Source organism: Aquimarina hainanensis, from assembly GCF_042684685.1.
Lineage (GTDB): Bacteria > Bacteroidota > Bacteroidia > Flavobacteriales > Flavobacteriaceae > Aquimarina > Aquimarina hainanensis.
In genome coordinates this window covers 97,943-123,535 of record NZ_JBHULX010000004.1, presented here as the reverse complement: position 1 = coordinate 123,535, position 25,593 = coordinate 97,943, and the positions used below count along the sequence as shown (strand labels likewise).

At 33.1% G+C, this 25,593-nt stretch carries 30 protein-coding genes; 7 read left to right on the top strand and 23 right to left on the bottom strand.

The genetic code is table 11. The features are described 5' to 3' along the window. The first annotated feature begins 19 nt into the window (after positions 1-19). Genes ACFSTE_RS05995 through ACFSTE_RS05985 form a run of 3 tightly spaced genes read left to right on the top strand, consistent with a single transcriptional unit; the run spans position 20 to position 2,938 of the window. A complete protein-coding gene (locus ACFSTE_RS05995) occupies positions 20-868 on the top strand; it encodes a sulfurtransferase (protein WP_378257632.1) in 849 nt (282 codons plus the stop codon). A gap of 33 nt (positions 869-901) precedes the next feature. Continuing rightward, a complete protein-coding gene (locus ACFSTE_RS05990) occupies positions 902-1,999 on the top strand; it encodes a glycoside hydrolase family 3 N-terminal domain-containing protein (RefSeq protein ID WP_176028252.1) in 1,098 nt (365 codons plus the stop codon). 15 nt (positions 2,000-2,014) lie between these two features. Beyond that, entirely contained in the window at positions 2,015-2,938 is a 924-nt protein-coding gene (locus ACFSTE_RS05985; protein WP_378257634.1) for a polysaccharide deacetylase family protein, read from the top strand. On the opposite strand, the gene dprA is transcribed toward ACFSTE_RS05985, so the two are convergent. After that, positions 2,935-4,035, bottom strand: coding sequence for a DNA-processing protein DprA (dprA, locus tag ACFSTE_RS05980; RefSeq protein WP_378257636.1), 1,101 nt, complete (start codon positions 4,033-4,035; stop codon positions 2,935-2,937). The two genes, ACFSTE_RS05985 and dprA, sit on opposite strands and share 4 nt — an antisense overlap. Before the next feature lie 204 nt (positions 4,036-4,239). Here dprA and ACFSTE_RS05975 point away from each other — a divergent pair, with 204 nt between their 5' ends. From ACFSTE_RS05975 to ACFSTE_RS05965, 3 genes are all read left to right on the top strand, one after another. Continuing rightward, positions 4,240-5,193, top strand: coding sequence for an HU domain-containing protein (locus tag ACFSTE_RS05975; RefSeq protein ID WP_378257638.1), 954 nt, complete (start codon positions 4,240-4,242; stop codon positions 5,191-5,193). A 222-nt stretch (positions 5,194-5,415) separates the two neighbouring features. Next, entirely contained in the window at positions 5,416-5,940 is a 525-nt protein-coding gene (locus ACFSTE_RS05970) for an acyl-CoA thioesterase (RefSeq protein WP_176028248.1), read from the top strand. Positions 5,941-6,506: 566 nt separating this feature from the next. Then, the gene (locus tag ACFSTE_RS05965) at positions 6,507-7,730 is read left to right on the top strand and encodes a phage integrase SAM-like domain-containing protein (RefSeq protein ID WP_378257640.1); all 1,224 of its coding nucleotides are present in this window, start codon (positions 6,507-6,509) and stop codon (positions 7,728-7,730) included. A gap of 105 nt (positions 7,731-7,835) precedes the next feature. Here ACFSTE_RS05965 and ACFSTE_RS05960 read toward each other — a convergent pair whose 3' ends face one another. The 8 genes from ACFSTE_RS05960 to ACFSTE_RS05925 form a co-directional block, all read right to left on the bottom strand. Beyond that, the gene (locus ACFSTE_RS05960; RefSeq protein WP_378257642.1) at positions 7,836-8,186 is read right to left on the bottom strand and encodes a hypothetical protein; all 351 of its coding nucleotides are present in this window, start codon (positions 8,184-8,186) and stop codon (positions 7,836-7,838) included. A gap of 81 nt (positions 8,187-8,267) precedes the next feature. After that, on the bottom strand, positions 8,268-8,615 hold the full coding sequence (locus ACFSTE_RS05955; protein ID WP_378257644.1) for a hypothetical protein: 348 nt from the start codon (positions 8,613-8,615) through the stop codon (positions 8,268-8,270). A 55-nt stretch (positions 8,616-8,670) separates the two neighbouring features. After that, on the bottom strand, positions 8,671-9,090 hold the full coding sequence (locus tag ACFSTE_RS05950) for a hypothetical protein (protein WP_378257646.1): 420 nt from the start codon (positions 9,088-9,090) through the stop codon (positions 8,671-8,673). Between the two features lie 53 nt (positions 9,091-9,143). Beyond that, a complete protein-coding gene (locus tag ACFSTE_RS05945) occupies positions 9,144-9,494 on the bottom strand; it encodes a hypothetical protein (protein WP_378257648.1) in 351 nt (116 codons plus the stop codon). Between the two features lie 9 nt (positions 9,495-9,503). Further along, a complete protein-coding gene (locus ACFSTE_RS05940) occupies positions 9,504-12,068 on the bottom strand; it encodes a hypothetical protein (protein WP_378257649.1) in 2,565 nt (854 codons plus the stop codon). 22 nt (positions 12,069-12,090) lie between these two features. Then, a complete protein-coding gene (locus ACFSTE_RS05935) occupies positions 12,091-13,593 on the bottom strand; it encodes a T9SS type A sorting domain-containing protein (protein WP_378257651.1) in 1,503 nt (500 codons plus the stop codon). 619 nt (positions 13,594-14,212) lie between these two features. Beyond that, positions 14,213-14,434 carry a hypothetical protein gene (locus ACFSTE_RS05930; protein WP_378257653.1) on the bottom strand — a complete coding sequence of 74 codons (222 nt, stop codon included), beginning with the start codon at positions 14,432-14,434 and terminating at the stop codon, positions 14,213-14,215. 211 nt (positions 14,435-14,645) lie between these two features. Next, on the bottom strand, positions 14,646-14,954 hold the full coding sequence (locus ACFSTE_RS05925) for a hypothetical protein (protein WP_378257655.1): 309 nt from the start codon (positions 14,952-14,954) through the stop codon (positions 14,646-14,648). A 172-nt stretch (positions 14,955-15,126) separates the two neighbouring features. Between ACFSTE_RS05925 and ACFSTE_RS05920 the strand changes: the two genes are divergently transcribed. Further along, positions 15,127-15,561, top strand: coding sequence for a hypothetical protein (locus ACFSTE_RS05920; RefSeq protein WP_378257656.1), 435 nt, complete (start codon positions 15,127-15,129; stop codon positions 15,559-15,561). Here ACFSTE_RS05920 and ACFSTE_RS05915 read toward each other — a convergent pair whose 3' ends face one another. From ACFSTE_RS05915 to ACFSTE_RS05850, 14 genes are all read right to left on the bottom strand, one after another. Then, positions 15,562-15,780 carry a hypothetical protein gene (locus ACFSTE_RS05915; RefSeq protein ID WP_378257658.1) on the bottom strand — a complete coding sequence of 73 codons (219 nt, stop codon included), beginning with the start codon at positions 15,778-15,780 and terminating at the stop codon, positions 15,562-15,564. It lies immediately after the preceding gene. Next, a complete protein-coding gene (locus tag ACFSTE_RS05910) occupies positions 15,773-16,426 on the bottom strand; it encodes a hypothetical protein (RefSeq protein WP_378298035.1) in 654 nt (217 codons plus the stop codon). Before ACFSTE_RS05910 ends, ACFSTE_RS05915 begins: the two co-directional genes overlap by 8 nt. Positions 16,427-16,908: 482 nt before the next feature. Then, a complete protein-coding gene (locus tag ACFSTE_RS05905; RefSeq protein ID WP_378257661.1) occupies positions 16,909-17,391 on the bottom strand; it encodes a hypothetical protein in 483 nt (160 codons plus the stop codon). A 618-nt stretch (positions 17,392-18,009) separates the two neighbouring features. After that, positions 18,010-18,591 carry a M15 family metallopeptidase gene (locus tag ACFSTE_RS05900; protein WP_378257663.1) on the bottom strand — a complete coding sequence of 194 codons (582 nt, stop codon included), beginning with the start codon at positions 18,589-18,591 and terminating at the stop codon, positions 18,010-18,012. A gap of 4 nt (positions 18,592-18,595) precedes the next feature. Further along, complete coding sequence (locus ACFSTE_RS05895) at positions 18,596-19,006, bottom strand: hypothetical protein (RefSeq protein WP_378257665.1); 411 nt, start codon at positions 19,004-19,006, stop codon at positions 18,596-18,598. A 21-nt stretch (positions 19,007-19,027) separates the two neighbouring features. After that, the gene (locus ACFSTE_RS05890) at positions 19,028-19,276 is read right to left on the bottom strand and encodes a hypothetical protein (RefSeq protein WP_378257667.1); all 249 of its coding nucleotides are present in this window, start codon (positions 19,274-19,276) and stop codon (positions 19,028-19,030) included. Then, positions 19,263-20,144, bottom strand: a complete 882-nt coding sequence (locus ACFSTE_RS05885) for a hypothetical protein (protein WP_378257669.1) — start codon at positions 20,142-20,144, stop codon at positions 19,263-19,265. The genes ACFSTE_RS05890 and ACFSTE_RS05885 overlap by 14 nt, the downstream gene beginning before the upstream one ends. Further along, the gene (locus ACFSTE_RS05880; protein ID WP_378257671.1) at positions 20,141-20,464 is read right to left on the bottom strand and encodes a hypothetical protein; all 324 of its coding nucleotides are present in this window, start codon (positions 20,462-20,464) and stop codon (positions 20,141-20,143) included. Before ACFSTE_RS05880 ends, ACFSTE_RS05885 begins: the two co-directional genes overlap by 4 nt. After that, complete coding sequence (locus tag ACFSTE_RS05875; protein WP_378257673.1) at positions 20,457-20,795, bottom strand: hypothetical protein; 339 nt, start codon at positions 20,793-20,795, stop codon at positions 20,457-20,459. The genes ACFSTE_RS05880 and ACFSTE_RS05875 overlap by 8 nt, the downstream gene beginning before the upstream one ends. After that, a complete protein-coding gene (locus ACFSTE_RS05870) occupies positions 20,788-21,135 on the bottom strand; it encodes a hypothetical protein (protein WP_378257675.1) in 348 nt (115 codons plus the stop codon). Before ACFSTE_RS05870 ends, ACFSTE_RS05875 begins: the two co-directional genes overlap by 8 nt. Positions 21,136-21,152: 17 nt before the next feature. After that, entirely contained in the window at positions 21,153-21,455 is a 303-nt protein-coding gene (locus ACFSTE_RS05865) for a hypothetical protein (protein ID WP_378257677.1), read from the bottom strand. Between the two features lie 71 nt (positions 21,456-21,526). Beyond that, positions 21,527-22,159, bottom strand: a complete 633-nt coding sequence (locus ACFSTE_RS05860) for a hypothetical protein (RefSeq protein ID WP_378257679.1) — start codon at positions 22,157-22,159, stop codon at positions 21,527-21,529. A 30-nt stretch (positions 22,160-22,189) separates the two neighbouring features. Continuing rightward, positions 22,190-25,312: an LPD1 domain-containing protein gene (locus ACFSTE_RS05855; protein ID WP_378257681.1), complete on the bottom strand. Its 3,123-nt coding sequence runs from the start codon at positions 25,310-25,312 to the stop codon at positions 22,190-22,192. After that, the gene (locus tag ACFSTE_RS05850) at positions 25,305-25,592 is read right to left on the bottom strand and encodes a hypothetical protein (RefSeq protein WP_378257682.1); all 288 of its coding nucleotides are present in this window, start codon (positions 25,590-25,592) and stop codon (positions 25,305-25,307) included. The genes ACFSTE_RS05855 and ACFSTE_RS05850 overlap by 8 nt, the downstream gene beginning before the upstream one ends. Position 25,593 lies beyond the last annotated feature (1 nt).

The window sequence follows — 25,593 nt, the reverse complement described above, 5'->3', positions numbered from 1 at the left end:
TTAAAAAACACATTCTACAATGAAAAAAATTACGCTTTCTTCTCCTATTGTTTCTGCTGCGTGGCTAGCAGAACATCTAGATCATCCTGACATTATCATTCTGGATGCCAGTATAAAAAAAGTAACTGCATCTGATCATGTATCAGTTACTTCTCAGATAAAGAATGCACGTTTTTTCGATATTAAAAACACTTTTTCGGACAAGACAAATTCAATTCCAAATATGCTTCCAACGCCAGAGGTATTTGCCAAAGGTTGTGAAGAATTAGGGATTTCCTCTGATCATACCATAATCATATATGACACATTGGGAATTTATAGTAGTCCCAGGGCTTGGTGGATGTTCAAAACAATGGGGCACGAAAATGTAGCTGTTTTAGATGGAGGACTTCCTGTTTGGGTAAAATCAGGATACCCTACAACCTCTGTAGAGAAGAGATCTCATTTTTCTACTACTCATTTCAAAACATCATTCCGCCCTGAACACGTAGCCTCTGTTACTGATATTATGAATAGTATCCACCATACAGACAACTGTATATTAGACGCTCGTTCTAAAGGGCGTTTTGAAGCTACAGCCCCGGAACCAAGAGCTGATCTAAAAGGAGGTCACATTCCTAACTCTATTAGTTTACCTTATACCAGCGTCTTATCTGATGATGGAACGATATTGCCAACAGCTCAATTACAATCCTTATTTAATTCGCTGCCTATTGCTAATAAGAAATTAATTTTTAGTTGTGGATCAGGAATTACAGCTTGTATCATTTTATTAGCCTCTCAACTTGCAGGGTATCCTATGGGAGTCATTTATGACGGATCCTGGAGTGAATGGGGTCAATTACCTAATGTACCTATTACCTCATAACCTTTATATTCTCTAGCCTATTATTATATTATTATGAAAAAAACCACTCAATTCCTTATTGCTTTACTCCTTCCATTATCAATTGTTGCCCAACAGCAGTTTTCTCTACAAGATTTCTATTCCTCAGATTCCTTATTGACTGCCAAGGTAGATTCTGTATATAATAGTCTAAGTGAACAAGAACGAATTGCACAAATGATCATTACCTCAGCCGGAGAACTGGGAAAATCTGTAGCAACCGTTAATAAGTTAGCTTCTGCTAACAAAATAGGAGGAGTCGTTTTCTTAAAAGGCTATAAAAAGAAACATATCCAACATATCAATACGCTCAATAGCATCAGCAAAAAAAATAACTCCATCCCTTTATTATTTAGTATGGATGCAGAACCTAGTTTATTCAGTAGTAGAATAAAAGGAGCCAAAAATGTTGGCAAAACTATTGACATCAAAACAGTTGAACAATCTGATCAGGTTACCAGTACTATTAATAAAGAACTCAAAGAAATTGGTGTACATCATAACTATGCTCCTGTTCTTGATGTTAGTGCTGCCAATGAAGCAATTAAATCAAGAAGTTATGGCAGTAATAAAGACACTGTAGTAGCACTTGCCAACCGGTTTATTCTTCATACTCAAAAAGAAGGAATTATTGCCACTGCAAAGCATTTTCCAGGACATGGACTGGTAAAAGGAGATACTCACAAAAGAAGTGTATATATAGATGGACCATTACAAGAGGTTGCTAACTACAAAAAAATTATTGAAGATGGCGTTCTTTCAATCATGATTGCTCATATAACAATACAAAACAATGACAAATATGCCACTGATGGTATCCCGTCTAGCTGTTCTCGAAAAATTGTAACCGGACTATTAAAAGAAGAAATGGGATTCAAAGGGATTATCATTTCTGATGCTCTAAACATCATGAAAGCGGTTACTATTCTAAAAAACGCTCCTTTATTAGCATCAAAGGCAGGTTGTGATCTCATTTTAATGCCTCAAAATGAAGAACGAACGATGCAAAATATCTATAAGGAAACCCTTTCTGATCCTGCTTATAAAAAACAGGTTGCTACCTCTGTAAAAAAAATAATTCGTTTAAAAATCTGCGCGGGAATTATTCAATAAACCTTCTTCATACCCATGTATAGAATCCTATGTATTGGCAGTTTATTTTTACTTCAATCATTAGCTGCCCAAAAGAATTTTGTTTCTATAACCATTGATGATGTACCGAATGTACAATTACTCGAAAAAACCAATTTTTCTTCTGAATTATTACGAAAAATAGATAGCATGCAATTGCCTGTAGCTATTTTTATCAACGAAGGATTTCTCTATCAAAACAAAAACTATCATCAGAATTACAATCAACTTGTCCAATGGATTACGAACAAAAATGTAACTTCAGGAAATCATACATATGGACATACGGCATACGAACAATACAGCTCCTTTACCGAAGACATTATTAAAGGAGCGGTAATTACCAAAGAAGTTTTGGCACAACAGGAAGACAGTCTGAAATACTTTAGATTTCCGTATAATAATCTGGGAAAAGACAGTATTTCTCAGAAGAAAATGGCGCACTTTCTTTCTCGTAAAGGGTATACAATTACTCCTTTCACCATAGAAAGTGAGGACTGGCTTTTTAATACATTGTATGAAAATGCGTTGCAAAAAAAAGATTTTAAAAATGCGAGATATATTGGAGATACATATCTTTCATACACCCTGAATGTATTTGAGTACCATCAAAAACTATCACAAGATCAATACAAACGAAACATACGGCATATTTTCTTATGTCATGATAACGTGTTAAACACAGATTATCTCCCTAAAATCATCAAGCATTTGCAATCCAAAGAATATCGTTTCATATCAATAAAAGAAGCATTAGAAGATCCCGTATACTCTTCTAAAAACACATATTATAAAAAATGGGGTATTTCCTGGATGTATCGGTGGATTCAAGATCCAAAAAAGAGAAGCAAATTATTAAAAGCTGCTCCTGATAATAAAGAAATGAATAAGATGTACAATCAACTGTTGGAATCACATTAGATAAGTTCGAAACGTTTTCCTGGTAGCGGACGAACTACTCCTTTTAGTTCCATTGTAAGTAAAAGAGAAGCAACTTTAAATGTAGGCATATGACAATGAAGAGCAATATGATCTAATAATTCTTTATTATTGTTTTCCAAAAAATGAAATATTGTTTTCTCTTCTTCATCTAGGGTCACGAACAATTGCTTTTGTTGCGCCTGTTGTTGTTTCTCTTCTAATTCCCAATTGAGCATATAAATCAAATCGGCAGCCGTGGTCAATACATGCGCTTTTTGTGTTTTGATAAGCATATTACACCCTTGACTGTATACATCAGTAACACGTCCTGGTACAGCAAAAACATCTCTGTTATAAGAATGTGCTAACTCTGCTGTTACCAGAGATCCTCCTTTATTTGCACTTTCTATAACTACTGTCGCTTCACTGATTCCTGCAATAATGCGATTCCTACCTAAAAAATTCTTTCTATCAAACAGGTCTGTACTCCAATAATCTGTAAAAAAACCACCATTCTCTTCAATAGCAGTTGTATATTTTTTATGTGTTTTAGGGTATAGTTGGTTTAATCCATGTGCCAGACAACCGATCGTCTGCAAACCAGCATTTAAAGCTGCTCGCTGTGCTGTGATATCAATTCCATACGCAAAACCAGATACAATTATCGGATCCAAAGGAGCTAACATTTCTATAAGCTCTTCGCAAAACCGAATACCATAGCTTGTAGCCCTTCTAGTACCAACAATACTGATTACGTTTTTTTGTGTCATACATATGTTCCCTCTCCCAAATAATAAAACCGGACCATCCAAACATTGCTTTAGTCTATATGGATAGTCAGGAGCATCATACAAATAACAATCAATTGCATTATTTCTGATAAAACAAAGCTCCTCTTCTACCGCTGCCTCATATGCCGGATTATGTATGTCATGTATCCGCTGACTGCCAATTCCTTCAATTTTAAGAAGATTCGCTGCTTTTTCTTTCAGTACTCCTTCTGCACTTCCAACAGCTTGTATCATTTTCTTAATAGAACTATCTCCTAAATTTGCTGCTTTTTTTAAAATCATTACAGCTTTTAGCTTCTCTTCCATTTCGTAATCAATTGTATATCAACATAAGAAACAAAAAAAAATCCAATCTGTTAATAAAATCACTTATGATCTTTTAATATCATTTTTATTTTTTTCTACCTTTGGACTTAGGTGGCTTGATGTATTGTTATGACTCATTATTGAGCATGTATTCTCGCCATCTAATTGACTTTCAGAAACCTCTGATTTTTTTAAGGAAAATAAATGAATACAGCTACTTATATAAGTGAACTTTTATACCGCTATGAATGTGTTATTATTCCTGATTTTGGTGCTTTTTTGACCAAAAGGGAGTCGGCTTCTATTCACAGTGCTACGAATGCTTTTTACCCTCCAAAAAAACTGATCTCTTTTAATCGTCAGTTACAGAATAATGATGGGTTATTAGCGAACTATATTGCTTCTGCAGAACAAATCTCCTATACGGATGCCATTTCTAAAATTCAGCGATATGTAGCTTCTTTAAAAAATGAACTTACTAACGGAAAACGTGTTTCTATAGAGGGAATTGGTTCTTTCTTTGTTTCGATAGAAGACACTCTTCAATTCGAACCTTTTGAGCAACACAATTACCTGACTGAAGCTTTTGGACTTAGCTCTTTTGTTTCTCCTACAATTCAAAGAGAAATTTATAAAGAAGAAACTGAGTCTCTAGAAGAAAAGGCGCCTATTGCCTTCACTCCTGAAAAACGTCGTGAGCGTCCTTACCTAAAATATGCAGCAGTTTTAGCAATAGCTATTGGTGTGAGTGGTTTTTTTGGTGTAAAGAAATACAATGATCAGACAATCACTTATAATGATAATGAGCATAAAGAAGCCACTGAAACTATCAAACAACGGATACAGGAAGCTACTTTTGAAATTAGTAGCCCACTTCCTGCTATAAGCTTATCTACACTAAAAGAAGAAGTGCCCTCGAAAGCACATAAATATCATATAGTTGCAGGAGCATTCCGGTTTATAGATAATGCAAACAAAAAAATAGAAGAGTTGCAAGAAAAAGGATTCTCGCCACGACTTATCGGAATTAATCAGTTCGGTCTTCATCAAGTATCTTACGTTAGTTTTTCTACCAGACAAGAGGCATTAACAGCATTACAGGAAATAAAAAACACCAATGATAAAAGAGCTTGGTTATTAGTAAAAGAACTACCATAACCCAATCATAAAAACATTATATAGAAAAGCCTATCTAATTTTGGATAGGCTTTTTTTTACATTTTTATCAATCATATCCCTTATTAAGAGGTTATTTTTCTATTTTTCTTAAGACTAATGGTCATTATATAATAATTTTTTAGCGACTTGTCGAATATTTATACTGAAAGTATCGTCAATTCGATACTCCTCTTTATCTTTGCTCTAAAATTGTATATAATTATGGAAGCAAGATACCCCTCAGAATCTCTAACTGTTTTAACAGATCTTGTATTACCAGGAGAAACAAACCCATTGAATAACCTTTTTGGAGGAGAACTTCTAGCTAGAATGGATAGAGCTGCAGGTATTTCTGCAGGAAGGCATTCCAGAAGAATTGTCGTTACTGCATCAGTAAATCATGTTGCGTTTAACAAAAGTGTTCCTTTGGGGAGTGTAGTTACTGTAGAAGCAAAAGTTTCAAGAGCTTTTAGAACCTCTATGGAGGTGGTTATCGATGTTTGGGTAGAAGACAGACAAAGCGGTGAAAAAACAAAAGCAAACGAAGCTATTTATACCTTTGTAGCTGTTAATGAAACAGGAACTCCTGTTTCTGTTCCTCCTATAAAACCACAAACAGAATTAGAGAAAAAACGTTTTGACGCCGCACTGAGGCGTAAACAACTAAGCTTAGTACTTGCCGGCAAAATGAAACCGGATGATGCTACTGAATTAAAAGCGCTTTTTGTTGCTCAGGAAAACAAATAAACGATTTTAAAAATAACTGTATAAAAGCCATCACAAAGAAATCTTTATGATGGCTTTCTTTTAAATTATATATTTTATATATACAAAACATATGATTTTTAAGGTCATGAAATGCTTATTCTCTAATATTCAATTGTAAGCGAGCATTTAATTCCTGCTCTCCATGGGATGTAAGGACTACCTCTCTGGTGTTTTCTTTTCTTCGAATCCAATCTTTATCTACCATAGTATGATATAAAGCCGCCCCCAATGCACCTGCTAAATGATATCGTCTTTCACTCCAATCTAAACATGCATGGGCAAAAGATCTTTTTTTACTTTTAATACGATCAATGTCAATTCCGATAGTAGAAAACCATGTTAATCCACTTTCTGTAACCCTATATTTTTTTTCTTCAAGTACAAAAAATGTATTCTAATATATTTTAATATATCCAAATGCTTAAAAATATAGTGTTTACAAGGGGTTACGTTTCTTCTTAAATCATTAAAACACATTAAAATACATGTTTTGTTTAATGAATGTTTAATATTAGATTTGAGTGATAACGTCAAAAAAATCATTAATGGCTACCTTTAAAATACTATTATATAAGAGTAATAAAAACAGTTTAGGGCAGTACTCAATTTCTCTTAGAATTACCAAAAACAGAGTACCTAAATATGTGCATATAGACTGGATTGATGAGAAACATTGGGATTATAAAAACAATGAAGTAAAAAGCACTCATTTAAACCATCTCCAAATAAATAATAAAGCAACCAATAAACTTGCCACTGCCAAAAATATGATTACCCAGTTTGAGGTCGATGGTAAAGATTATGATTTTTCGATGCTGATAAAACGTCTAAAAGGAAAAAAAACAGGAACTAGCTTTTTTGATTTAGCAAAAGAGTATGAAGATGAATTTAGGAGAAAGAAAAAGATTCCTACTATGAATAATGCAAAATATGCTGCTCAACGGTTTCGAAAATATAATAAAGGAAAAGATATAACCTTTGAAGAAATTACCAGAAAACGAATCAAAGAGTTTATTATGTTTTTAGAATTAGAGGGGTATAAAGAAGGAACAATAGTAAACTCTCTTTCTTTTATAAGAAATATGTTTAATGATGCAATAGATCAAGAATTGATTAAACCAGAGCTTTATCCATTTAGGAAAAAGAGAAAGGGTAAAAAAATAAAAATGACACCTCCTGAGAGTGAAAAAATAGGCTTAGATTCCGATGAAATAAAAAGAATAGAGCGACTTAATTTTGAAAAAGGAAGTAAGATATGGCATACGCAAAAAATCTTTTTATTCTCCTTTTATTTGGCAGGTATGAGAATGAGCGATGCATTAGCCCTACTATGGAATAAAATAATTAACAATCGTTTACACTACTCTATGAAAAAAAACGGGAAATACGATTCTCTACTAATACCTAAACAAGCGTTAGATATATTAGAGGAATTAAAAGAGTATAAAACAAGTCCAGAAAGCCCTGTATTTGTATTTTTAGAAGGAACTAATTTTAACGATAAAGAGGAGTTGTTTTATGCAGTAAAAAGGGCTATAGCCTCTATAAACTATTACTTAGGGCGTATCAGAAAATTGGCTAAAATAAAAAAGAAACTATCTTGCCATATCTCACGGCATTCTTTTGGTAATATTTCAGGAGGAAAAATTCCTATTCGATCACTACAGAAACTCTACCGGCATTCTGATTTAAGTACGACAGCAAATTATCAAAAAAACTTTGATCATAAACAAACCGACGAAGCATTACAAAACGTTTTAAATTATTAAATCAAAAGGAAAAGGCACTGGGTTAATAGTTCCAGTGCCTTTTAATTTATTCTTATAAAAAGAAGTTAGTTTATTAAAATCTAAGATCAAGCTTAACTATTACATTTAATCAAAGGAAATAGGCTCATTTTTCCATTTACAAAACATAGCTCGAGCACTCATTGATATAAATGGAATATTCTGTTTGTAAATATTATTCAGAATTTCTAAAGATATATCTTCATATATAGGTAGTAGCATATTGGCAATCCATGATCTAACACCAAGGTCATTATGCATCAGTAAATCTTTCATTTCTCTTAAATCAAAGTTTTGTTTAATATACTCATCGATTTTAAAAGCTCTATTTATACTGTCTTCCTGAGTTTTATCATCATCCTCAAGTAGTGCTTTGTGTTGAATTAATATAGCTTCAACTAACTCTTTTTTTGCTTGATTAATATTTTCAAAATGCATTCTTATTTTCCTCCAATAATTTCATATAGTTCTTTGTTTAAAAGGTCAATGCTTTTTATTTTACATTGACCTTATAATCAATTAAATTGTTTTAGATTCTCTCCACTTTTTTAATACTATCTTTGCTTTAAAAGAATTTAGAGGAACATTCATTTTACTAATATCTTCTAAAACTGCTATAGCGATTTCCTCATAATATGGTAACAATGCAACAGCTATTGATTGCTTAACATCATATTCTTCCGATTCGAGGAATTTAACAAGTCTGATTAATTCATTGTTACCTTTAAGATAGTCAAAAGCAGGATTAACTTGATTTATCATTATAGAATTATTTGTTTTAAAATCTCCTTTATCACTAGCTTGTTTAGAAGCCTTAAAACCTTCTATATAAGCAATTACAGCTTCTTTAATATTCTGAAAATTCATATCTTTTTCTAATTGAATAAGATCATTTTGACATTATAAGGGCAATGAAATCTTTCTAACTTGCATCCTCATCCTTAGAAAAATTATGCATTTGTTCCCAAGTGTCATATGTTTCAAAAAACTCATCATGTAAAAAATCATAATGTTCATTAAATTCTTCTGGCATATCAACTAATAAAAAATCTGTTTTTTTGCCAAATTCTGATAAAGGTTCACTTACTCCATCAATAATACTTAACAAATCTAAAAAAGCATTGTCTAAATTATTAATTAAGATTTTTTTAAGTATACTTTGTAACAAAGAAGACGATTTAATAGTATTGATAAAGTTTTCTTCCTCTTCTGTTAGTGCAAAATGTTCTAATGAGTTTTTGTCAAGACTTTCAAACTTATCCAAAGTAAACTTGATATTTTGATATATTATTTGATGTATTTGTAACAAAAATGCATTCTTGTTTTCCTCTGATAATTTCATATAGTTCTTTGTTTAAAAGGTCAATGCTTTTGATATTACATTGACCTTTATAATCAACTAAATCTTAATGTTTCACCCGTATGTTCACTCACTATAATCCTAGCTTCAAAAGATATATGAGGTATATTTTTATTTCCAATTTCTCTAAGGATTTTTAATGATATTAACTCATAATATGGTAGTAATGTTTTAGCTATATAGACTCTTACGCAAAACTCTTCATGATCAAGTAAATCCTTTAGTTCTCTAAAATCATAATGCTTTTGAATAATATCAATATAGTTTAGCATCTCATCTGCATATTTATTAGCTATTTTTGCATTACCTTGTTCAATTCCTTTTTGATGCATTATAATCGAATGAATCAATTTTTCTTTAGTTTGTTCAATATTTATAACTCCCATATTGTAAATTTAGTTAAATATTCCTGAGACACCATCCCATCCAAAATCTAATAATTTTTGTATACCATAATTATATTGAAATTCAAAACTTTTATCTGCTAACCATTCCCTTACGGTCTTTCCATTAGCGAACGCTGGTTTTGAGTTGTAGTGCCCAGTTACTTTTGAGTGAAGACTTCCGCTTCCTGATGGTATATCTAATATGTTTTTTGTGTTATGGATATTAGTCTTACCAAACTTTTGCTCATTAAGTTTTTTATACCCATTTTGCTCTACTATATGATGTAAATTATTTCCAGGTGAGGCTCTTCCTTCTACTCTTTTAAAGGCTTCAAAAGATTTATAACCTCTACCTCCTGATAAAGTAGTTTTTCCAATTTGCTTAAGGCGTGCCAGATGAGCTTTTAACGCAGCTTTAGTTATAGGTGCTCCTCCATTGACAGCAAGATAGGCACCTCCTCCTTTTGATGGAGAAATGATTGTAGCGATGTCTAGTACATTAAAGCCTAAATCTATCAGGTCTGCTCCTAAACCTCCATCCCATCGTATAACCAATTGACTTCCTTCATATCTTACGATGAACATTTCTCCTAAAGTCTCATTATCAATATCTCCATAAAAATCTACACCTTTGTGTATTAATACGTCCCTGATCCATTTACCTTCTCTTTTATCAGTAACCCACCATTCAAAACTTCTTAATAAACTACTATAAAATGCGTCACTTACTCCTTGTAATAACCCTCCTCCATAAGTCCAAAGTGTTTCAAAATCAGGTGCAGGGTTACAAGGAGGATCAGGACAAAGCCCTGTAGCACCTGTATTAATAGTTTCCGCATTAGGATTTATATAAGGTGAAAAATCAAAAACAGTATTGTTATTAATAGCATTCAAGATACCTGTTGCAATTTCTTTATCTATAGTATTAGTTGAGTTTAAAGCTCTGATTAACTCTTTTGAAAAATTAATTACATCATCTGTAGAATTGTACCGCCCTGCAAAATCCAATAAATTTAGGATGTCCTGATTACTCAAATTCCCTTGGTTAACAGCATCAATCATTTCCCCGATCAAAGAAACCAAATTATGATTCTTCAAAAGATCCTGAAATGATATGTTATGAGCATTCAGCACATTCTTGATAGGGATACTATATTCGAAAAAGATATCAAACTGGTGTTCACCAAATGGATAGACGGCACTAAAATTAAGTAGCTTACCTAAATCCTCATTAGGTAAATCTCCAATGTTCAGTTTATTTGCTTCCAGCATTTTCTTGATATATGATCCCTCTAGTGTATAATGGTTAGCATCTAGGTTGAATAATGCATTAAAAAATCCACTAAGTCCCGTTAAGCCATTAACCTCTCCTAAATTATTGAATGTCCATTTGTAGGCAAGATCAACCCCAAGATCAACAGGTAAATTTTGCCAAGTTCCACTGCCATTGACCACATAGTTATCAAATGAATTATGTGATAGTTCGCCGTTTAAATATTTACGTATAGCGTTATTGCTCCACCCTAATGCTCCATTGGAATAATTATGGTGTTCCAGATATAATTTTGTAGTTGCTCTCAGGTGAGTTTTATCAGCCTCCCTCATAAAACTACTCTCATCAGAGCCAAACGATCTTAGTGCATAAGAAAATAAAGCATCATCTATAGATGGTTGATAAGGAGTTACGGGGTCTAATCCTATTTGAAGTTGTTTTATATGTCGGATTAGCCTATCTGTATAATCTTGATTTCTCAGATCAAATCCCTGTGATCCAAAATTATGATTGAGAATGGAATAATTTGATTGATGGTATGAAACCATATATTTCACCATTGTTTTAATAGCATCTTCATAGTCCAGAGCATTATAATCATGGATAAACTGAAGCGCTAAAAAGTTTTCTACAAACTGATCATTGACAGCATGTTCATACTTTTGAAGTAATGGTTTCCATATTCTAAGATTAGATAACTGGGTATCATACTGAGCATTATGCTCATTGATATATGAAGTTATCTGAGGTAGACTAGTGATATTTTCTATGAGTTGATTCTTGTATTTTAGCGCTCCAAAAAATTGTGTTTTAGGTAATCCCGCTTGTACTCGTTCTATTTGTTTTTTTCTGGCGATCAGGACATCTGCATTTACCCTACTGGTACTATAAGTAATATTGTTAAAATTACTTTCTGTCTTTAATTTTTCAAGAATTCTGGGATAATATTCTTGAGCAAAATGATTGGCTTGATACGACCTAAAAAAATCCATTTGTAAATCGTGGAAATTCTGATATGTTTTCCCCAGAACACTTTCCATTTCAAATTTTAATGCGTGTTCTCTTTCCCTAAACCATTCTTCTCTTCTGTGATCTGTAGGAATATTGGCATTAAATTGTGTAAAATCAAAAATGAAACGACAGAAACATTCTCTTGGCACATCTGTTGGGCCTAGAAAGATGCTATTACAATCGATACAGCTTTTTGATCCATCATCAGAATATTGTTCTATTTGTCCAAAGGTTATGCTTGATAACAGAAAAAGCAATCCTGTTATCAATAAGTTATTTATTGATTTCATTATAATATTTTGTGTGATTATTTTATTGTTTAGCTACTGTTTTGGTATAAGGGATTCCATTGATATCTATCTGTACGATGTAATAACCTGCTGTCAATTCGGAACTATCTATATGAATCTGATCTGTAGTATTGGCTTTTAGCTGTTTTGATGGCAGAGTTATCTTTTTAGTTCCAAAAATATCATACACTGCTACTGTAACTGTCGCAGCTTCTTTTAGAGTATACCTCAGGGTAAAATCATCTTCTATAGGATTAGGAGTGATCACAGCAAAATCTTTATTAATAACACTACCTTCTTTAGAAGTGTTAGTATCTATTGTCGATACTGCTCTGGTCAATGAGGGAGCTTTTTCTTCCAGTAATAAACGAATTGGGGGTGTTTTTTCTCTTAAATCTTTAATATTTGCAGTTTCTAGCTCTGCTACCCATACTTTTTTGTTATTAATTAAGTCTTGCTTGACTCTAATTTGACTAATTATATAAGTTAAACTGCCTTTATCAGGATGATCCTTAAATAACCGTTTTAATTCAAACACAATAGGATCAGTAAACATAAACCTATTTCCTCTACAAACTGCTTGACCAGAAATTGTTTTTCCTTCTATAGAAAACTGGTAAGACGTATTTTTTTCAAAATTTGGAGTATCTTCTATGTTAATTGTAAAAGAAATAGGGATATTCCTTTTTACATATCTCTTGCCCCAATCAAACTCAACAAGCTTACCTGTGAAAGACATGTCTAATTTATCAAAATTCGGATCGGCTAGTATCGGATGTTTTCCTATCTCCCCATGAAGGATTACATTGTATTCTTCAGCTGATAATTGTTCAAAACTATTATTTGTATTAGACAAATAATGAAATAGCGTTTGGCTATTAAGGATAGGGTTTTCTGATAAAAGCTGTAGACCTTTTTGTGGATCGGGTTCAATCAGCCCATACCCATTGAAATCCATAATAGCAAGCCAATGCTTGGCCATCGGATGATTACTCGCAGAATAAAACCTCTTTGCACTACGGTATTTAGCTTTGCTTCTATTATCAAAAAAACCTTTCATATAAATATACCCCATTAAATAATTAGCTAAATCCTTATCATATGATTGTGTATACAACTTATGAACATAATTACTAAGGCACCTATTATCAATATATTCAGTAGGTGTTTGCTCTGAAAGGCATAACATTGCTAATTTAAAAGTAGCTGCTCCATATCCTGCATTAGAAGACTTAACTAACATTCTGTTGCCATTTCTTTTACTTTCCCAATCCCCTTTTCTTAAAGTTAATACTCCTGCCATATAAAGTGCTTCGGGATTTGAATCTGTTATACAAGGAGTAATCCATTCTAGCATTTCATTAGTGTATTCCACAGGATATTGATCTACTTTATAGAATATTTTTTTCAGAATTTCGATCTTTTTATCACAACTCAGTAGTTCTGGTTGCTCCTCTTGTGCATCAATTGTATGCACCATAAAAAGGGCTATACATAATAGTCCCCATACTTTGAAGTGTTTCATGTTTTCAAATTTTAGTAATTAATGATTTATGTTTAAGAATTAGAAAGAAACGGTATATATTACTGTCTCTCTTTATTTTACTATTAGGCAAATAGATGCCTTGTGTCTTTTGCTCAAAGACATATTAATCAGTGTTTTATGTTTTTTTAGTTTAGGGAGGGAATACTAAAAAAGTAGTGTCTGCTTCGGATAAGATCAGCGTATCAAAACAGCATTGTCACTCTTAAAAAAAAGAGTGATACATCCGGCATAGATAGTTGTTGGTTTTTATATAATGAAGTCATGGTTTAAGAATATTTATGGTTCAAAAATAAAAGGTGCTGTTCTTATTTCTTAATAATTACAAAGGTGTTTTCCGTAGTTTCAGTAAATTCTATATTTTGTTGTTTATCGTTATTATGTAAACATAAGCCAACGTACCTGCTCTATACATGGTCTGCACCCAAAATAGTACTATGTAAATAAAGCGTTGGATACGTTGACTATGTTATTTCCCTGATAAGTTGGTAAGAGCGCAACAATAAAAAAACTTGCTTTTGCTGCACTCCAGTACCCAACTTAAAAAACACAAACCAATGTCCCTTGTTTAAAACCTCTTATTAGTTTATATGGTTTGATTTTATTTCATTTTACCAAAGCTCTTGATTGCTCTATGTAATAAGTCAATCCTTTTTTGATTGATTGTTTTATCATACCTAACATACTTTTGTATGGTTCCTACAGGAGCTGCTATCTTTCTGTCAAAAGCATGTTTGTTAATCATTTTTTCATTCCTTTTTAACCAGTTTTCTACTTCTTCCCTTTTGATTGCTTTTCTGGTTTCTATTTTGTTTTTATTCATATTATTATAAATGTGATTAGTAAAAGAAAACACAGGACAGCAAGGGGACACACATAGGGAAGTTGGAAAAACAACTAGGTGTGCTGCACTGTCCCATGTTTATATTATGTTCATCACAATTATGACAATTACATTATGTTAAAGAACGTATGAATTAATACAGATAGTAAGAGGGAATCCCTTACTAAACCCTCCATACTATCTGCCGTAATCACACACTTTGATATGGGGTAACTACATGAGGGGTAATCAGGTCTTTATTAATAAGGGTTAATTGAGACTTTTTAGTTAACCCTATTAATGATAATACTTCTGAATTTTTTATTTGATCTGCCGTAGTATACGTAGTCGTATTATTATTATACTGTTCTTGTATCCATTCTTGTAATAAGAAGGCAAAAGGCGCTTTTTCCTGTCGTTTTTGATTGAATTGCTGATAACATACTCCTAAGTGTTTAAAAACGTTTTTTTCAAACTCTTGATAGTAAATACATGCTAGGGAAATACAGATAGAATTCATGATGCATAGGTTTTAAAAGTTTTTCTTATATATTTAGTTAATAACAAAAGCTTTATTTAATTTGAGCTTTTTATTAGTTAATCATAGTCGAGATTAGAATAAGATAAATATTTCGCTTATTTAATTCAAATATATACGAAATATCTCGTCTATCAAAATAAATACACATAAAATGTCGTCTATTAAGAAAAGAATAATTGAGTTTATAGAACTTAGAGGAATTTCTAAATACAGGTTTTATAAAGATACGGGCATATCTAGAGGTGTATTAGAAAGCTCTAGTGGAATAACAGAAGACAATATAGCTAAACTTGTTGCTTATTACCCTGAAATCAATTTGAACTGGTTGATAAAAGGAGAAGGTGAAATCGAAAACTCTGAAATTCAAAAAAGAGAGGAAAATACTTTAGGGGTACTAACTAAGGAAGAAGAAAAACTTAAACAAAATTTACTAAAATTATTAACAAGTGATTCCGAAATAAAAGAAGCTTTTAAGTATGTAATAGGAAAAGAAATTAATGTTTATACAACTCAAAAATTGATGGGACTAATAACAGATGAACAGTTCTTTAAAGCAATAACTAGCTATCTTAAAGACCGAGAATAATCATTTTCCTTTACTTTTACTATTTAGCTCTGCTATTCTTTCTGCCGAAATTTCTGCAATTTTTTTTAATTCTTGGTAACTATTATCATTAGAAATTAATCTTTTAATTTCTACCTCAATAAACCATTGTAATGTTTCTGATTCTTTGTATTCTTCCCTAAGTTTGTCGAGGAGGTCTCTTCTAGAAGGGATCTTTTCTGATGGTATTTTTTTACTCATGATTTAGCCCTTGTTTGATTTTAGAAACAGATTCCGTTAGCTTATCCCCAGTCACATCGACCAAAGTTTTATAGGTTATTATCCCATCTTTTTCAGGCATAATATTAGCAATTTCATTTACTGTTTTTATCTTTTTATCTAAATCTGGAATTTGATTCGAGATAATCGCTAATTTAATTGTGCTTTTTGATACATATTGTATAAACCTTGTTATAGCTAAACTAAAAATTAAAGCAGTTATAACCATTATGGAATAATATAATATTGGATTGAAATCTTTTTTAGCCCAAAAAATCCAAATTAAATAATATGTAGAAACTGAGATGAAAATTAGGGAGATAGTCCTAATGGTAATTTTTATAGCAGGAATCAATATCAAGTTAGATAAAAAGGAAAGTAAAAGAGAACTTACAAATAAAGTAAAGGGAATTCCTACTGAATAAAAAAATATTCTTGCATTATTAAAGCTAAATACCTTTGTTGTGGATTCTTTAGAGAAGAAAATATGTAAAAAAGGTGCTATAACTCCTGCTATAGCACATATAATTAATAATACATTTATAGTTTTAATCCCTATCGTCTGGGTGTTGAATTTCGTCTTTATCAATTTGGAATTCTGTTGTTTCTTTTTCTCCGGTTTCTTCATTTAGTTCTGTGTTGGTACAGCTCATAAAAAATGTTAAAGTTAAAATTAGGAAAAAAGCCTTAAAAAAAAAGTTTTTCGTTTTCATGGTCTTAGATTTTAAAATATACAGTTGAATTTATTAGTATTGAAAAAGACTGTAATCTTTTGATATACAAACCAAAACTACAGAAATGATAATTAAAACGAACTATATTTTTTCTGCTATTTTCCTTGTAATTTTGTTCTATTTTTGGCGTAAAAAGCGGGAATTCCCCCTATTTTTTTATGCTTTTTTTGGGTAAAAACGTCAGATTTTTACTTTTTATTCTTATTAATTCACTTAATCTACTGTAGATCAATATATTGAAGTGCAATTATTGCGTAATATCTGTAAGGTTTTTACGTAAAAAACAAAGAGCTACAAATGCAGCTCTTTCAAAATAAGGTAGCCTATAAGAACTAGCGGTTCCTATAGGCAGAACGAAACACATTAAAGATATAAATTATTTATGAATCTGTGTTCCCAGAAATATACCTGTTGCAAATATGGTGATAGCTCCTATTGTACGGAGTGTTTTTTTTCTTCTGGGGTGTTTTTCTGGAATAATCTGTAGTTTTCCTTTATGAGTAAGTGTCAGAGAGGAAAAAGGGGGCATAGTGTATTGGTTTATATGAGGAATCCCCTGCGGGGTAAGTGTATGAATAATTGCTTTTTTAGGAGTTAGTTTCACCGCACTTAGCAAGGTGTCTTTTTCTAGTTGTTTTCTATAGATAGTATCAGTTTTATATACAAATACTTTTACGGGTTTTTCGATAACTTCTTTTTGAATTTCAATGACTTTGTAAGGTCGATCGATATATATAGTATCTGTTTGTATTTGCGTGATGCGCTCAGTGCTGTGAAAAGCTCCTCCCACAAAAAAAGGTAAGAGTAATGCAATAGTAATTACTCCCCCTATCAGGGTATATTTAATTTTAGTATTCATTGTTGATTTTTTAAAAAAAGAGAAGAAATAAGAAGGGCTAATGTTTTAATACTAGCCCTTCTTCCTATGTTATTCGATAAAATGTTCAATAGGTCAATCCAAACCTAATATTCTAAATTTAAGAAAAATAAAAATAAATAAAAAGAGCTATTATAGAAAACAGCCCTTTTTAATAAATGTAAATATTGATAAATAGAAGAATAAATTATTCTACTATGCCCGCATCTTAAATATACAAATAAAATCGAAGAAATGTACATTTTTATGGTTGAACCGTAAAATAAATTAATTTTTACTTGTCTTTTTCTATCAGAATATTTTTTATCTAGGCTATAGTTTACTTAAGTATTCATATTTTTAAGATTAAAAAAAATAGAGAAGAAAAAGAAAGAGCTAATATAATTAGCTCTTTAACTTAGTTTATATCTACAACACAGTTAAAAATTGAGTTTTCCCTGCTTACAATTCTATACTGTCAATTGTGCAAATATATAAATATAGAATAGTATAGTATACCATTCTACAATACCCTATTTTAAAGTTACTAATTATTTTATCTGAAAAACAAATTTATTTATAGTTTTAATGCAATTAAATTAGTTTTTACTTGTCTTTTTATCAGCTTAGTAGTACATAATTTCCATTTCTTTTTCCTTGTCTGTATAGTCTGGCAAGCTGTGTATGGTGCATCCCGAGTCTCATTTGAAAATGTGGTCTGTCGGGTCTTTTCCAATCTCCGCCCCATTCAAATCCTATTTGTTTTCCCAGATGAGCAATTTTGTTCCATTTGGGGTTTTCCCAGATGGCTTTTCCATTTTTAATTTCTACCACATCAACAGCAAGTCCGTAGTTGTGGTAACTTTGTCCAGGAAGTGCGTGAGTGACTATTTTGCCAGTGATTGTTCTACCTTTGTTATATAGGCGTTGTTGTTCTTGCCAAGTTCTTAATGCAGAAGTTACTCTTAATTTTATTCCCAACTCTTTTTCTGCCCGTATAATAAATTCTTTCGCTTTGGCTCTGATGGCGGGATGCAGTGTGGATATTCTACGATCAGTCAGTATATCCCATGTTTTCTGTTTTAAATAGTTTATAGTACTCATAGCAATTCTTTTTAAGCGTTTTCTATAGACAAGTGCTATTAATAGTATCATAATGATGATAATAGCTGTTATTTTAATGGTGTTGGATTTATAAGGCATTGGACTAAAAGACGATATTGTGCCAGTCTTGATATTCCTTGGGGGAGAGTTCTTTTCTTAATCTGTCGGTTAAGGATTCCTCAAACTTTAAATTATAAGCATTGGCAATGGGTTGAAAGTTGTTTTTTGATTGATAGGCAAGATTTTCAATCTGCCTTTCATTTGTTCCATCTGCATTGATAAGCCAAGAAATTCCCGAAGGATTTGCCGCTGCTCTGTATTGTTGTGCTAATTGGTTGGGATTAAGGGCTTCATCCTTGTTGAACTTTCGTTGTTTATAGAGATATATCCATCTTTTTATTTTAGCTCTAAAGATCAAGTATAGTATAATAAGTAAGATGGCTATTTGTACTTTTCTATTTGATAAAATAGAGGTGGTTGTTTGCGCAGCTTTGGCAACTAATATAGGATTCATAGGCTATAGATTTAGGGTTATTTATGCAAAACGCTCAAATGCTTTTTTGGCAATACTGATATAATCGGTAAGGGAAAGTTCGTTTCCTTCTTCTGGGATCACTTCTTTTATAAAGGATACGATTTCAGGATGCTCAGTAATCACAATGGTAGCGGTAACTAAATCTTCATGAGACAAATAGTCCTGCAAATCCTGAAAAGCTTGTAGTTTTTCTACTAATTGCAATTTGTCGGTCGCTTTTATGTCTAAGGAAATTTTATAGGTCTTCATCTATAGTAAGTGTTTGTTGGTTACTCTCTGGTGTTTGTTGCTCCTCTTGTGTCTCTTGTGTCTGAATGTCTGTTATTGGCTGATCTGTAGTGTCTTGGTCTTCTTCTTCAATAAAGGAAAAGGCTACCTGATTTCTTTGTACTTCCTTTTTCTGGGACGATTGTTTTTGAGTCCCGGATAGTGGGGTTGTTTTGGTGGTTATCCAATCATTGATTACACCTGCTAAAGTGGAGGGAATTAATTTTACATATCCTTTTAACTGCTGACTCATTTGTTGTTGTTTCTCTTCCAGTGCATTTTCTTGCTCTGCAAGCTGTTGTTCTCTTTGAGTAATCTTGCTTTCACGATCTGTGAGCATCATTTCTTTAAATTTTAATGTCTGTTCTGCCAGTTTATGATGTAGTTCTGCCTGAAAGCGTTGCTCTTTCAATGCGCTTTCTTTTCGTAATCCTTCCAGTTGTATTTCCAGCTCTTGTTTAAAGTAATCTGGTGTTTCGATAACAGGAGTTTCAGCAGTGGTAAAATTAATGTTGACATTTCCGTTTTTATCTACTTTATGAGGTACTCCATTTATTTGTACGGTGTCTTCTTCTTCTGGTTCAACCCATTCGATAGTCTCATTAATTCGAATAAAAAGCGGGGTGTTTTGCCTACTGGATTGCTCATTGGTGCCAAATTTTACTTGCACTTCTGCATCTACATTGTCAGTGATTATTTTGTCTAAAATATCCCCGAAACTCTGACCACCAAGCTCGTCTTCTGAACAGGTAATGGAAATACCGCTTTCATCCTTAATATTCCAGTATTTGTATCTGGCGATTTTCTTTTTAGCTAATTCGGCAGTGATATAGTTTTTTATTTTTTTCATTTGATGATTCGTATTAATTGAACATAGAAATCACTTTCTGCTGCTGCTGTAAAGTCGATCGGACTATGCGATTTTATTATTAGATTGGAAGAATTACAAAATGTGTTTTTTCTGGTAAGAGTTACCCTATCAAGACTAGTATCTATGGTAACAGAAAATTCATTGAGATTGGAGTGAAAAAAATGAATATAAACGATTTGATTTTGTGCGACCTCAATACGTTTTGGGTTTAGGTGTAATTCCTCTTTCCATAAAGATGGGTGCTGTTTTGTTTGTTGCTTTATAAGCTCACAAAGCAGGTAATCATTACTTTTAGTCATTTTGGTATTTTTTAGTGAACAGATAAATGTGTAGGTTTTCCGGAGCGTCAGACAGATTACTCACTTTGACAGAGATAAAAGGTTCATTTTCTACTTTATAATTACATGGGATAATTTTATCAGAAGGAGCAATTGCTGCATTTTCTTTATGATTAAATTTGTTTATAATTAGCTGCTGATTACCTCCAAATGCCATGGAAATACTGGCATGGCCGCTAATTAAAATCCCTGTAATATTTTTAATCTCAGCAGGGAGTAGATATACTGTGCTTTCAGACTCTTTAGGGGCTATATGTTTCGAAAAAACCGTAATAATATGTGAATTACTCATTTGATAAAAGAAGGTATATTCTAAAAGTATAAGGGTAGACAGGCATTTTTCCACTATCGGTAATCTCTAGTTCTATTTTCTTTCCTTTAGCAGTGTATTGAAGAGGGAAAAACCGTTTCTGTGGTGCAACACTATAATTGGATTGTAAAAAGTCTACTTCAAAATTTTTGGGAAACACTTCTACTCCTGCAAGGGTTGAGTTACTGATAATATGCCCTTGTCCCAGATTAGAGAGTATGGCGATTCCGACTAATTTTTCATAGGAAATATCCAATTCATCAACTAGTAAAATACGCTGTTTTTCTTTGGTAATCTCTTTTTCTAAAAGTTGTATTTTCATTAGAATTAATTTTAAGGCTATCGTATATCAATTGGGTTATCAGGGTCAGAGGCATTCCCGCAGGAAATTCCCCCGTAATTAAAGGCTGTAAATGCTTTAATAGCAATAGGGTCGGTTCGTATTTTTTTAGGCAGCTTTTTTTGCTGCTCCAAAGGCAGCTTAATTACTGCATTTATAAGTTTATCGGCTGTACTTATTTCTAAATCAGTGATGTTTTGTCTAAGCTCTTGTTCCAGATGATACAAAGAAGTGATGGTAACATCTTTGTGTTGTACTATCTCGATGAGCTGTTCTTTTGTCATTTGATTATAATCAGGCATAACAGGTGGTTTAAAAACTACTGTAAAGCATAAAAAAAGTAGTTGCTTTACAGTAGTACAGGTTAGGGGTATTAGTAACTATATACAGAGGTTCCTTCTAAAAAGACTTTCAAAAAACCTTGTACCTCATTGGGCAGATTGATGTTAAATTCGATCGGGGTTTGTGGGTGGATAATCTTAGGGTTATTAAGAACGTATAGTCCGAAAGGTTTGGTTGTATTATAGCCGTAGAAACCGTCAAAAAACTTTCGGATTGGTTGTTTTTCAAACACTTTTTGCCCATTTAATTCCAGTTCCCATTCCCCGTTTAATAAATCAGCGGGAAAACTATCTGTAAAACAGCCTTCTATACTTTGTTTATCAAATAGCAGACGAATAGCCGAGAGGGTAAGAAATCGGTCTTTGTTTAACTTTCCGTTGTCGATATTGGTAATACCTAATTTCTCAGGGGTTGATAGTTTGATTAGTTCAGATCGCGTTCCTTTTAATCTGGCAGTAGCATAGTAGGGTGCGTCAGATATTTGTGCTTTTCCCTTTACTAAATCTTGCTGAATTGGTTGGGGCAGTTTATGCACCCGGTCTAAGAAATGGCGTCTGAATCTGGAAGCGCCAATTTCTTTTTTAACGGCTTGACGCAAATTGCTATTTCTACCGCGTCCTCCTAGCCCAGATAGTATAATTTCATCGTTTGTTAAATCATCCATAGATATTGATATTAAGTAATAATAAATCGTTTATAAGGTGGCAGCTGCTCGTTTTAAAAGCGTGCTGTATTTTGTTTTGGGATGCTTTTTTTGCAATTCTTTTGCCTTGCGATGCATCGCCTTTAAGCGGGAAGCATTGGTTGTTTTTCTGGTAGCTCCTTTTAGTTGCGGACTTGCTTTTTTTACTCCCCTAAGAGCAGCACGAGGTCTGGAAGCGGTTTTTCTTTTAATGGCAGGTCTTCGTATTTTAGCAGTAGCCAATAATCGTTTTCGGTTTCGTGCTCTGGTTCTGGCAGCTTTAATTCCAGCAAGAGAGCGTTTTTTCTTCTTTTCGTTCTTGTTATAAAAGATCACTGCAATAATGGCAAGGACACTACCAACCCCTGCAATGATTACCTTCTTTTTATGGATTGAAAAAAAGTCTTTTACCTTGTCTAAAAAGCCAGTGGGTTTATAAGGTTCTATAGGGGAATTATTATAAGCAGTAGTTGTATTTCTGGGGGATCTTACTGCTGCTCTTGTAGAGGGAGCTGGTTTTCTGGTATTTCTTACAGCTAGTCTACGATTTGTTTGTTTTTTCTGTCGTATTTTTCGAGCTACTTTTTTAAATAATCTTGCGGGGTTTATACTTCTCAAAATCTTTTTCATAAACACAATAAACCCACTAGCTGCCGCAGTTGGGGCAGTTGCAACAGCGCCCATTCCACTTAAACGAATCCCTGTTTTTTTTCTTGCACGACCGCGCACAACAGCTTTGCGAAATTTAGATGCGCGTCCCCCTATCTTTTTAAAGAATCGCTCCGCTTTGTTTTTACGATCTACCAGTTTTCTCCACTCATGTAGATTTAATCGTTTGGCGCGCGCTTGCTTTTGTGTTAGATATCCATATATTAATTTTTCTGAGAATTTAAACATATTGGTTTTTAGAATCAGAATAATAGCTCCCCTCATGGCAAGAGTAGCGGGGTTAAATCGTACAACGGCTTTAACTGCTTTTTTTACTCCCCTTCGTATTTTTCGAAATACTTTCCTAAAAAAACCATGTAAGGCAGGGGTATCTTCTTCAAACAGCTCATCCTCCTCCTCCCAGAAAGGGTCTTCATCTTCCTGCTGATCTTCATCCTGCCCAAAATCTTCATCTGTTTCAGTAGTATCCTCAAAGCCTTGTAATTCAAAATCTTCTTCCTCCTCATCCTCTAAAACATCTGCTAACAGGTCAGGGGTTGTAACATTAGATAGGTATAAAGGCGTATCAAATGTATCGGTGTCTATTCCTTCTAGCCCTTCTTGTTGTAAGTCTTCCAGACTTTGTTTTATGGCTTTGTAGAAGTTGGAATAACTACTGTTATTAGCAATGGCAGATAATAATACTTCTTCTCTTTCAGAATGATCTTCCCAATGACGCATTAATCTTTCTACAAAATGTAATTCTTTTGACACATTGATTAGTTCAGATAATATGGTGGGTCGCTGTTGTTCTTCTTTAAGGGTTTTTCTGGCTTTGTTTACTTCGGCTAAAATTCCACGTTCTAATAACTTTATGGCATCTGAGCTACCATGCAAAATAATATCTGCCTTATCCTGATCATACACCTCTTTAAAACCAGAAAGGAAATGATCTTCCAGTATAGCGTCTTCATACTCATTTTCAATACCCTCTAACTGGTAGGGACTCTTTAGTTCGCTGGCAATATCTTCACGTATTTCCTGCGCTGTAATAGGGGTGTCTTGATAAAAAGTATCTTCCACTCCTGATAATTCATGTAATTCCATAGGGACTGTTTTTAAATCAATAATTGGCTGCTGTTCATAGTTAAAATGTGGGATTTCAGGCACTGCATCAATAACAAAAGGGGTTTTTAAATCGTCAAAAGCTACAGGGTAGATGTGCTGAAACTTTCCTTTTTTGTGATAAGCCACAATACGATACTCATGGGCTATATTTAGGTTTAAGAGTAAGGCACTAATTAAGATGGTATAATCGTCACAATCTATCCCATAGTGATCATTCTGTAGCCCTTTGTACCCATCAACAAGACCGCGGGAGGGGGTTCTTAATTCCTCCAATCCTTCACGGTCAAGTTTATATCGGGTATTTGTGATTAGATAATTCCATATATTATTGCATGTTTGCCCTACGCTGTTTCCTTCTAATTCATGTGCTAATTGAGCTACCTGTTTGTAATCCCTTAAAACGATACGTTTCATTGCTTTAAGAGTATCTTCTAAAGAAGCATTTTCTTTAATTGTTTTGCGAAATCCTTTGTAGCCTACATCTGTATTTATACCTGATAAAGATTCCTTTTCATTATAAATAGCATCTAACCCATTAAACACAATCGCATCAATGATTGGCATTACAGAGCGAATTAATGTTTTTGTGGGATATAGCGGACTCTGATAGCTTTGAGATACCAAAAAGGTGTTTTTTATTTTTTTTGCACTTAAAAACATGTGGATATATACCTCAAAACTTCGGGCAAACACCTCTGATCTTCGGTTCCAGTACTCTGATGTTTCTTTTAGATGATTATGAAAAGGCGTAGGGTTTCCTTTACTATCAAAATAAAGTCGATTGAAAAAATCCTCGAATTGTTGTTGAAAAAAGTTCCCTTTTTTGGCAATTTCTCCGTTGTAATCTTTTCGGGTAGTTCTTCCTCCTGATGCGAACTGTTGCTTTTGTTTTGAGCTAACATAACTAATCAGATTATCAAGTGCATGGGCATACTCATGGGCTAATACGCCACTCATACCTTGTGTTTTGGTAAGATTAATAACGCTAAAGGGGGATGGCTCATAATGACCAGAAGCGCGTCCATGTCCTCTGGCTCCAAGGGCTAGTGATAGCCTGCCTCCTAATCCTATATCTGAATCTTTAATCTTAAACAATACCGCGAGGTGATGTAAAGAAAGAGCGGTAGCGTATAGAAAATTAGCCCGATCTTGTTGGCTCATCCAGTTTCCAAACTCAATACTACGAAGGTTAAAATGAGTAAGACAGGCTTCGGAATCAAAAAGCCAGTGATGGTTATTAGGAGTTTCTTTAAAATGGGAAAGAAAAGATTGTTCTATGCTAATCTGCTTCCAATGGCGATCAATTCCACCTCCTTTTACAACTTGCCCTGCATCTTCTATTTTTCCTAAATCAGTCATTAGATGTGTTTTTACGTTTATCAGATGTATAGCGTGCTATGGCAGCTGCATTGGTATTGCTCTTTTTGTAGAGATATTTAATGTCTGTTTTAATCTCTGTAATATCAGCTTCAATGCCTTTATCTATCTGTATTTGGATATTGCTGATAAGGGTTCTAAGCTCTTGGGTATATTCAGTAAGTTCTTTTAAGAGCTGTTTTATTTCTGAGTGAATGGATTTAATGAAATAACATAGAATACTAAATAGTATTGAAAAAATGATGGGATATAAATGTGTCATA

Bases quoted from the DNA above. Each gene is read 5' to 3' on its own strand.
- ACFSTE_RS05875 (WP_378257673.1), bottom strand. From the start codon at position 20,795: ATGAGTAATTCACATATTATTACGGTTTTTTCGAAACATATAGCCCCT.
- ACFSTE_RS05970 (WP_176028248.1), top strand. From the start codon at position 5,416: ATGGAAGCAAGATACCCCTCAGAATCTCTAACTGTTTTAACAGATCTT.
- ACFSTE_RS05960 (WP_378257642.1), bottom strand. From the start codon at position 8,186: ATGCATTTTGAAAATATTAATCAAGCAAAAAAAGAGTTAGTTGAAGCT.
- dprA (WP_378257636.1), bottom strand. From the start codon at position 4,035: ATGGAAGAGAAGCTAAAAGCTGTAATGATTTTAAAAAAAGCAGCAAAT.
- ACFSTE_RS05990 (WP_176028252.1), top strand. From the start codon at position 902: ATGAAAAAAACCACTCAATTCCTTATTGCTTTACTCCTTCCATTATCA.
- ACFSTE_RS05925 (WP_378257655.1), bottom strand. From the start codon at position 14,954: ATGAATTCTATCTGTATTTCCCTAGCATGTATTTACTATCAAGAGTTT.
- ACFSTE_RS05880 (WP_378257671.1), bottom strand. From the start codon at position 20,464: ATGACTAAAAGTAATGATTACCTGCTTTGTGAGCTTATAAAGCAACAA.
- ACFSTE_RS05905 (WP_378257661.1), bottom strand. From the start codon at position 17,391: ATGAATACTAAAATTAAATATACCCTGATAGGGGGAGTAATTACTATT.
- ACFSTE_RS05870 (WP_378257675.1), bottom strand. From the start codon at position 21,135: ATGAAAATACAACTTTTAGAAAAAGAGATTACCAAAGAAAAACAGCGT.
- ACFSTE_RS05935 (WP_378257651.1), bottom strand. From the start codon at position 13,593: ATGAAACACTTCAAAGTATGGGGACTATTATGTATAGCCCTTTTTATG.
- ACFSTE_RS05865 (WP_378257677.1), bottom strand. From the start codon at position 21,455: ATGCCTGATTATAATCAAATGACAAAAGAACAGCTCATCGAGATAGTA.
- ACFSTE_RS05975 (WP_378257638.1), top strand. From the start codon at position 4,240: ATGAATACAGCTACTTATATAAGTGAACTTTTATACCGCTATGAATGT.
- ACFSTE_RS05985 (WP_378257634.1), top strand. From the start codon at position 2,015: ATGTATAGAATCCTATGTATTGGCAGTTTATTTTTACTTCAATCATTA.
- ACFSTE_RS05900 (WP_378257663.1), bottom strand. From the start codon at position 18,591: ATGCCTTATAAATCCAACACCATTAAAATAACAGCTATTATCATCATT.
- ACFSTE_RS05850 (WP_378257682.1), bottom strand. From the start codon at position 25,592: ATGACACATTTATATCCCATCATTTTTTCAATACTATTTAGTATTCTA.
- ACFSTE_RS05995 (WP_378257632.1), top strand. From the start codon at position 20: ATGAAAAAAATTACGCTTTCTTCTCCTATTGTTTCTGCTGCGTGGCTA.
- ACFSTE_RS05920 (WP_378257656.1), top strand. From the start codon at position 15,127: ATGTCGTCTATTAAGAAAAGAATAATTGAGTTTATAGAACTTAGAGGA.
- ACFSTE_RS05955 (WP_378257644.1), bottom strand. From the start codon at position 8,615: ATGAATTTTCAGAATATTAAAGAAGCTGTAATTGCTTATATAGAAGGT.
- ACFSTE_RS05915 (WP_378257658.1), bottom strand. From the start codon at position 15,780: ATGAGTAAAAAAATACCATCAGAAAAGATCCCTTCTAGAAGAGACCTC.
- ACFSTE_RS05895 (WP_378257665.1), bottom strand. From the start codon at position 19,006: ATGAATCCTATATTAGTTGCCAAAGCTGCGCAAACAACCACCTCTATT.
- ACFSTE_RS05890 (WP_378257667.1), bottom strand. From the start codon at position 19,276: ATGAAGACCTATAAAATTTCCTTAGACATAAAAGCGACCGACAAATTG.
- ACFSTE_RS05910 (WP_378298035.1), bottom strand. From the start codon at position 16,426: ATGAAGAAACCGGAGAAAAAGAAACAACAGAATTCCAAATTGATAAAG.
- ACFSTE_RS05855 (WP_378257681.1), bottom strand. From the start codon at position 25,312: ATGACTGATTTAGGAAAAATAGAAGATGCAGGGCAAGTTGTAAAAGGA.
- ACFSTE_RS05940 (WP_378257649.1), bottom strand. From the start codon at position 12,068: ATGAAATCAATAAATAACTTATTGATAACAGGATTGCTTTTTCTGTTA.
- ACFSTE_RS05965 (WP_378257640.1), top strand. From the start codon at position 6,507: ATGGCTACCTTTAAAATACTATTATATAAGAGTAATAAAAACAGTTTA.
- ACFSTE_RS05945 (WP_378257648.1), bottom strand. From the start codon at position 9,494: ATGGGAGTTATAAATATTGAACAAACTAAAGAAAAATTGATTCATTCG.
- ACFSTE_RS05885 (WP_378257669.1), bottom strand. From the start codon at position 20,144: ATGAAAAAAATAAAAAACTATATCACTGCCGAATTAGCTAAAAAGAAA.
- ACFSTE_RS05930 (WP_378257653.1), bottom strand. From the start codon at position 14,434: ATGAATAAAAACAAAATAGAAACCAGAAAAGCAATCAAAAGGGAAGAA.
- ACFSTE_RS05860 (WP_378257679.1), bottom strand. From the start codon at position 22,159: ATGGATGATTTAACAAACGATGAAATTATACTATCTGGGCTAGGAGGA.
- ACFSTE_RS05950 (WP_378257646.1), bottom strand. From the start codon at position 9,090: ATGAAATTATCAGAGGAAAACAAGAATGCATTTTTGTTACAAATACAT.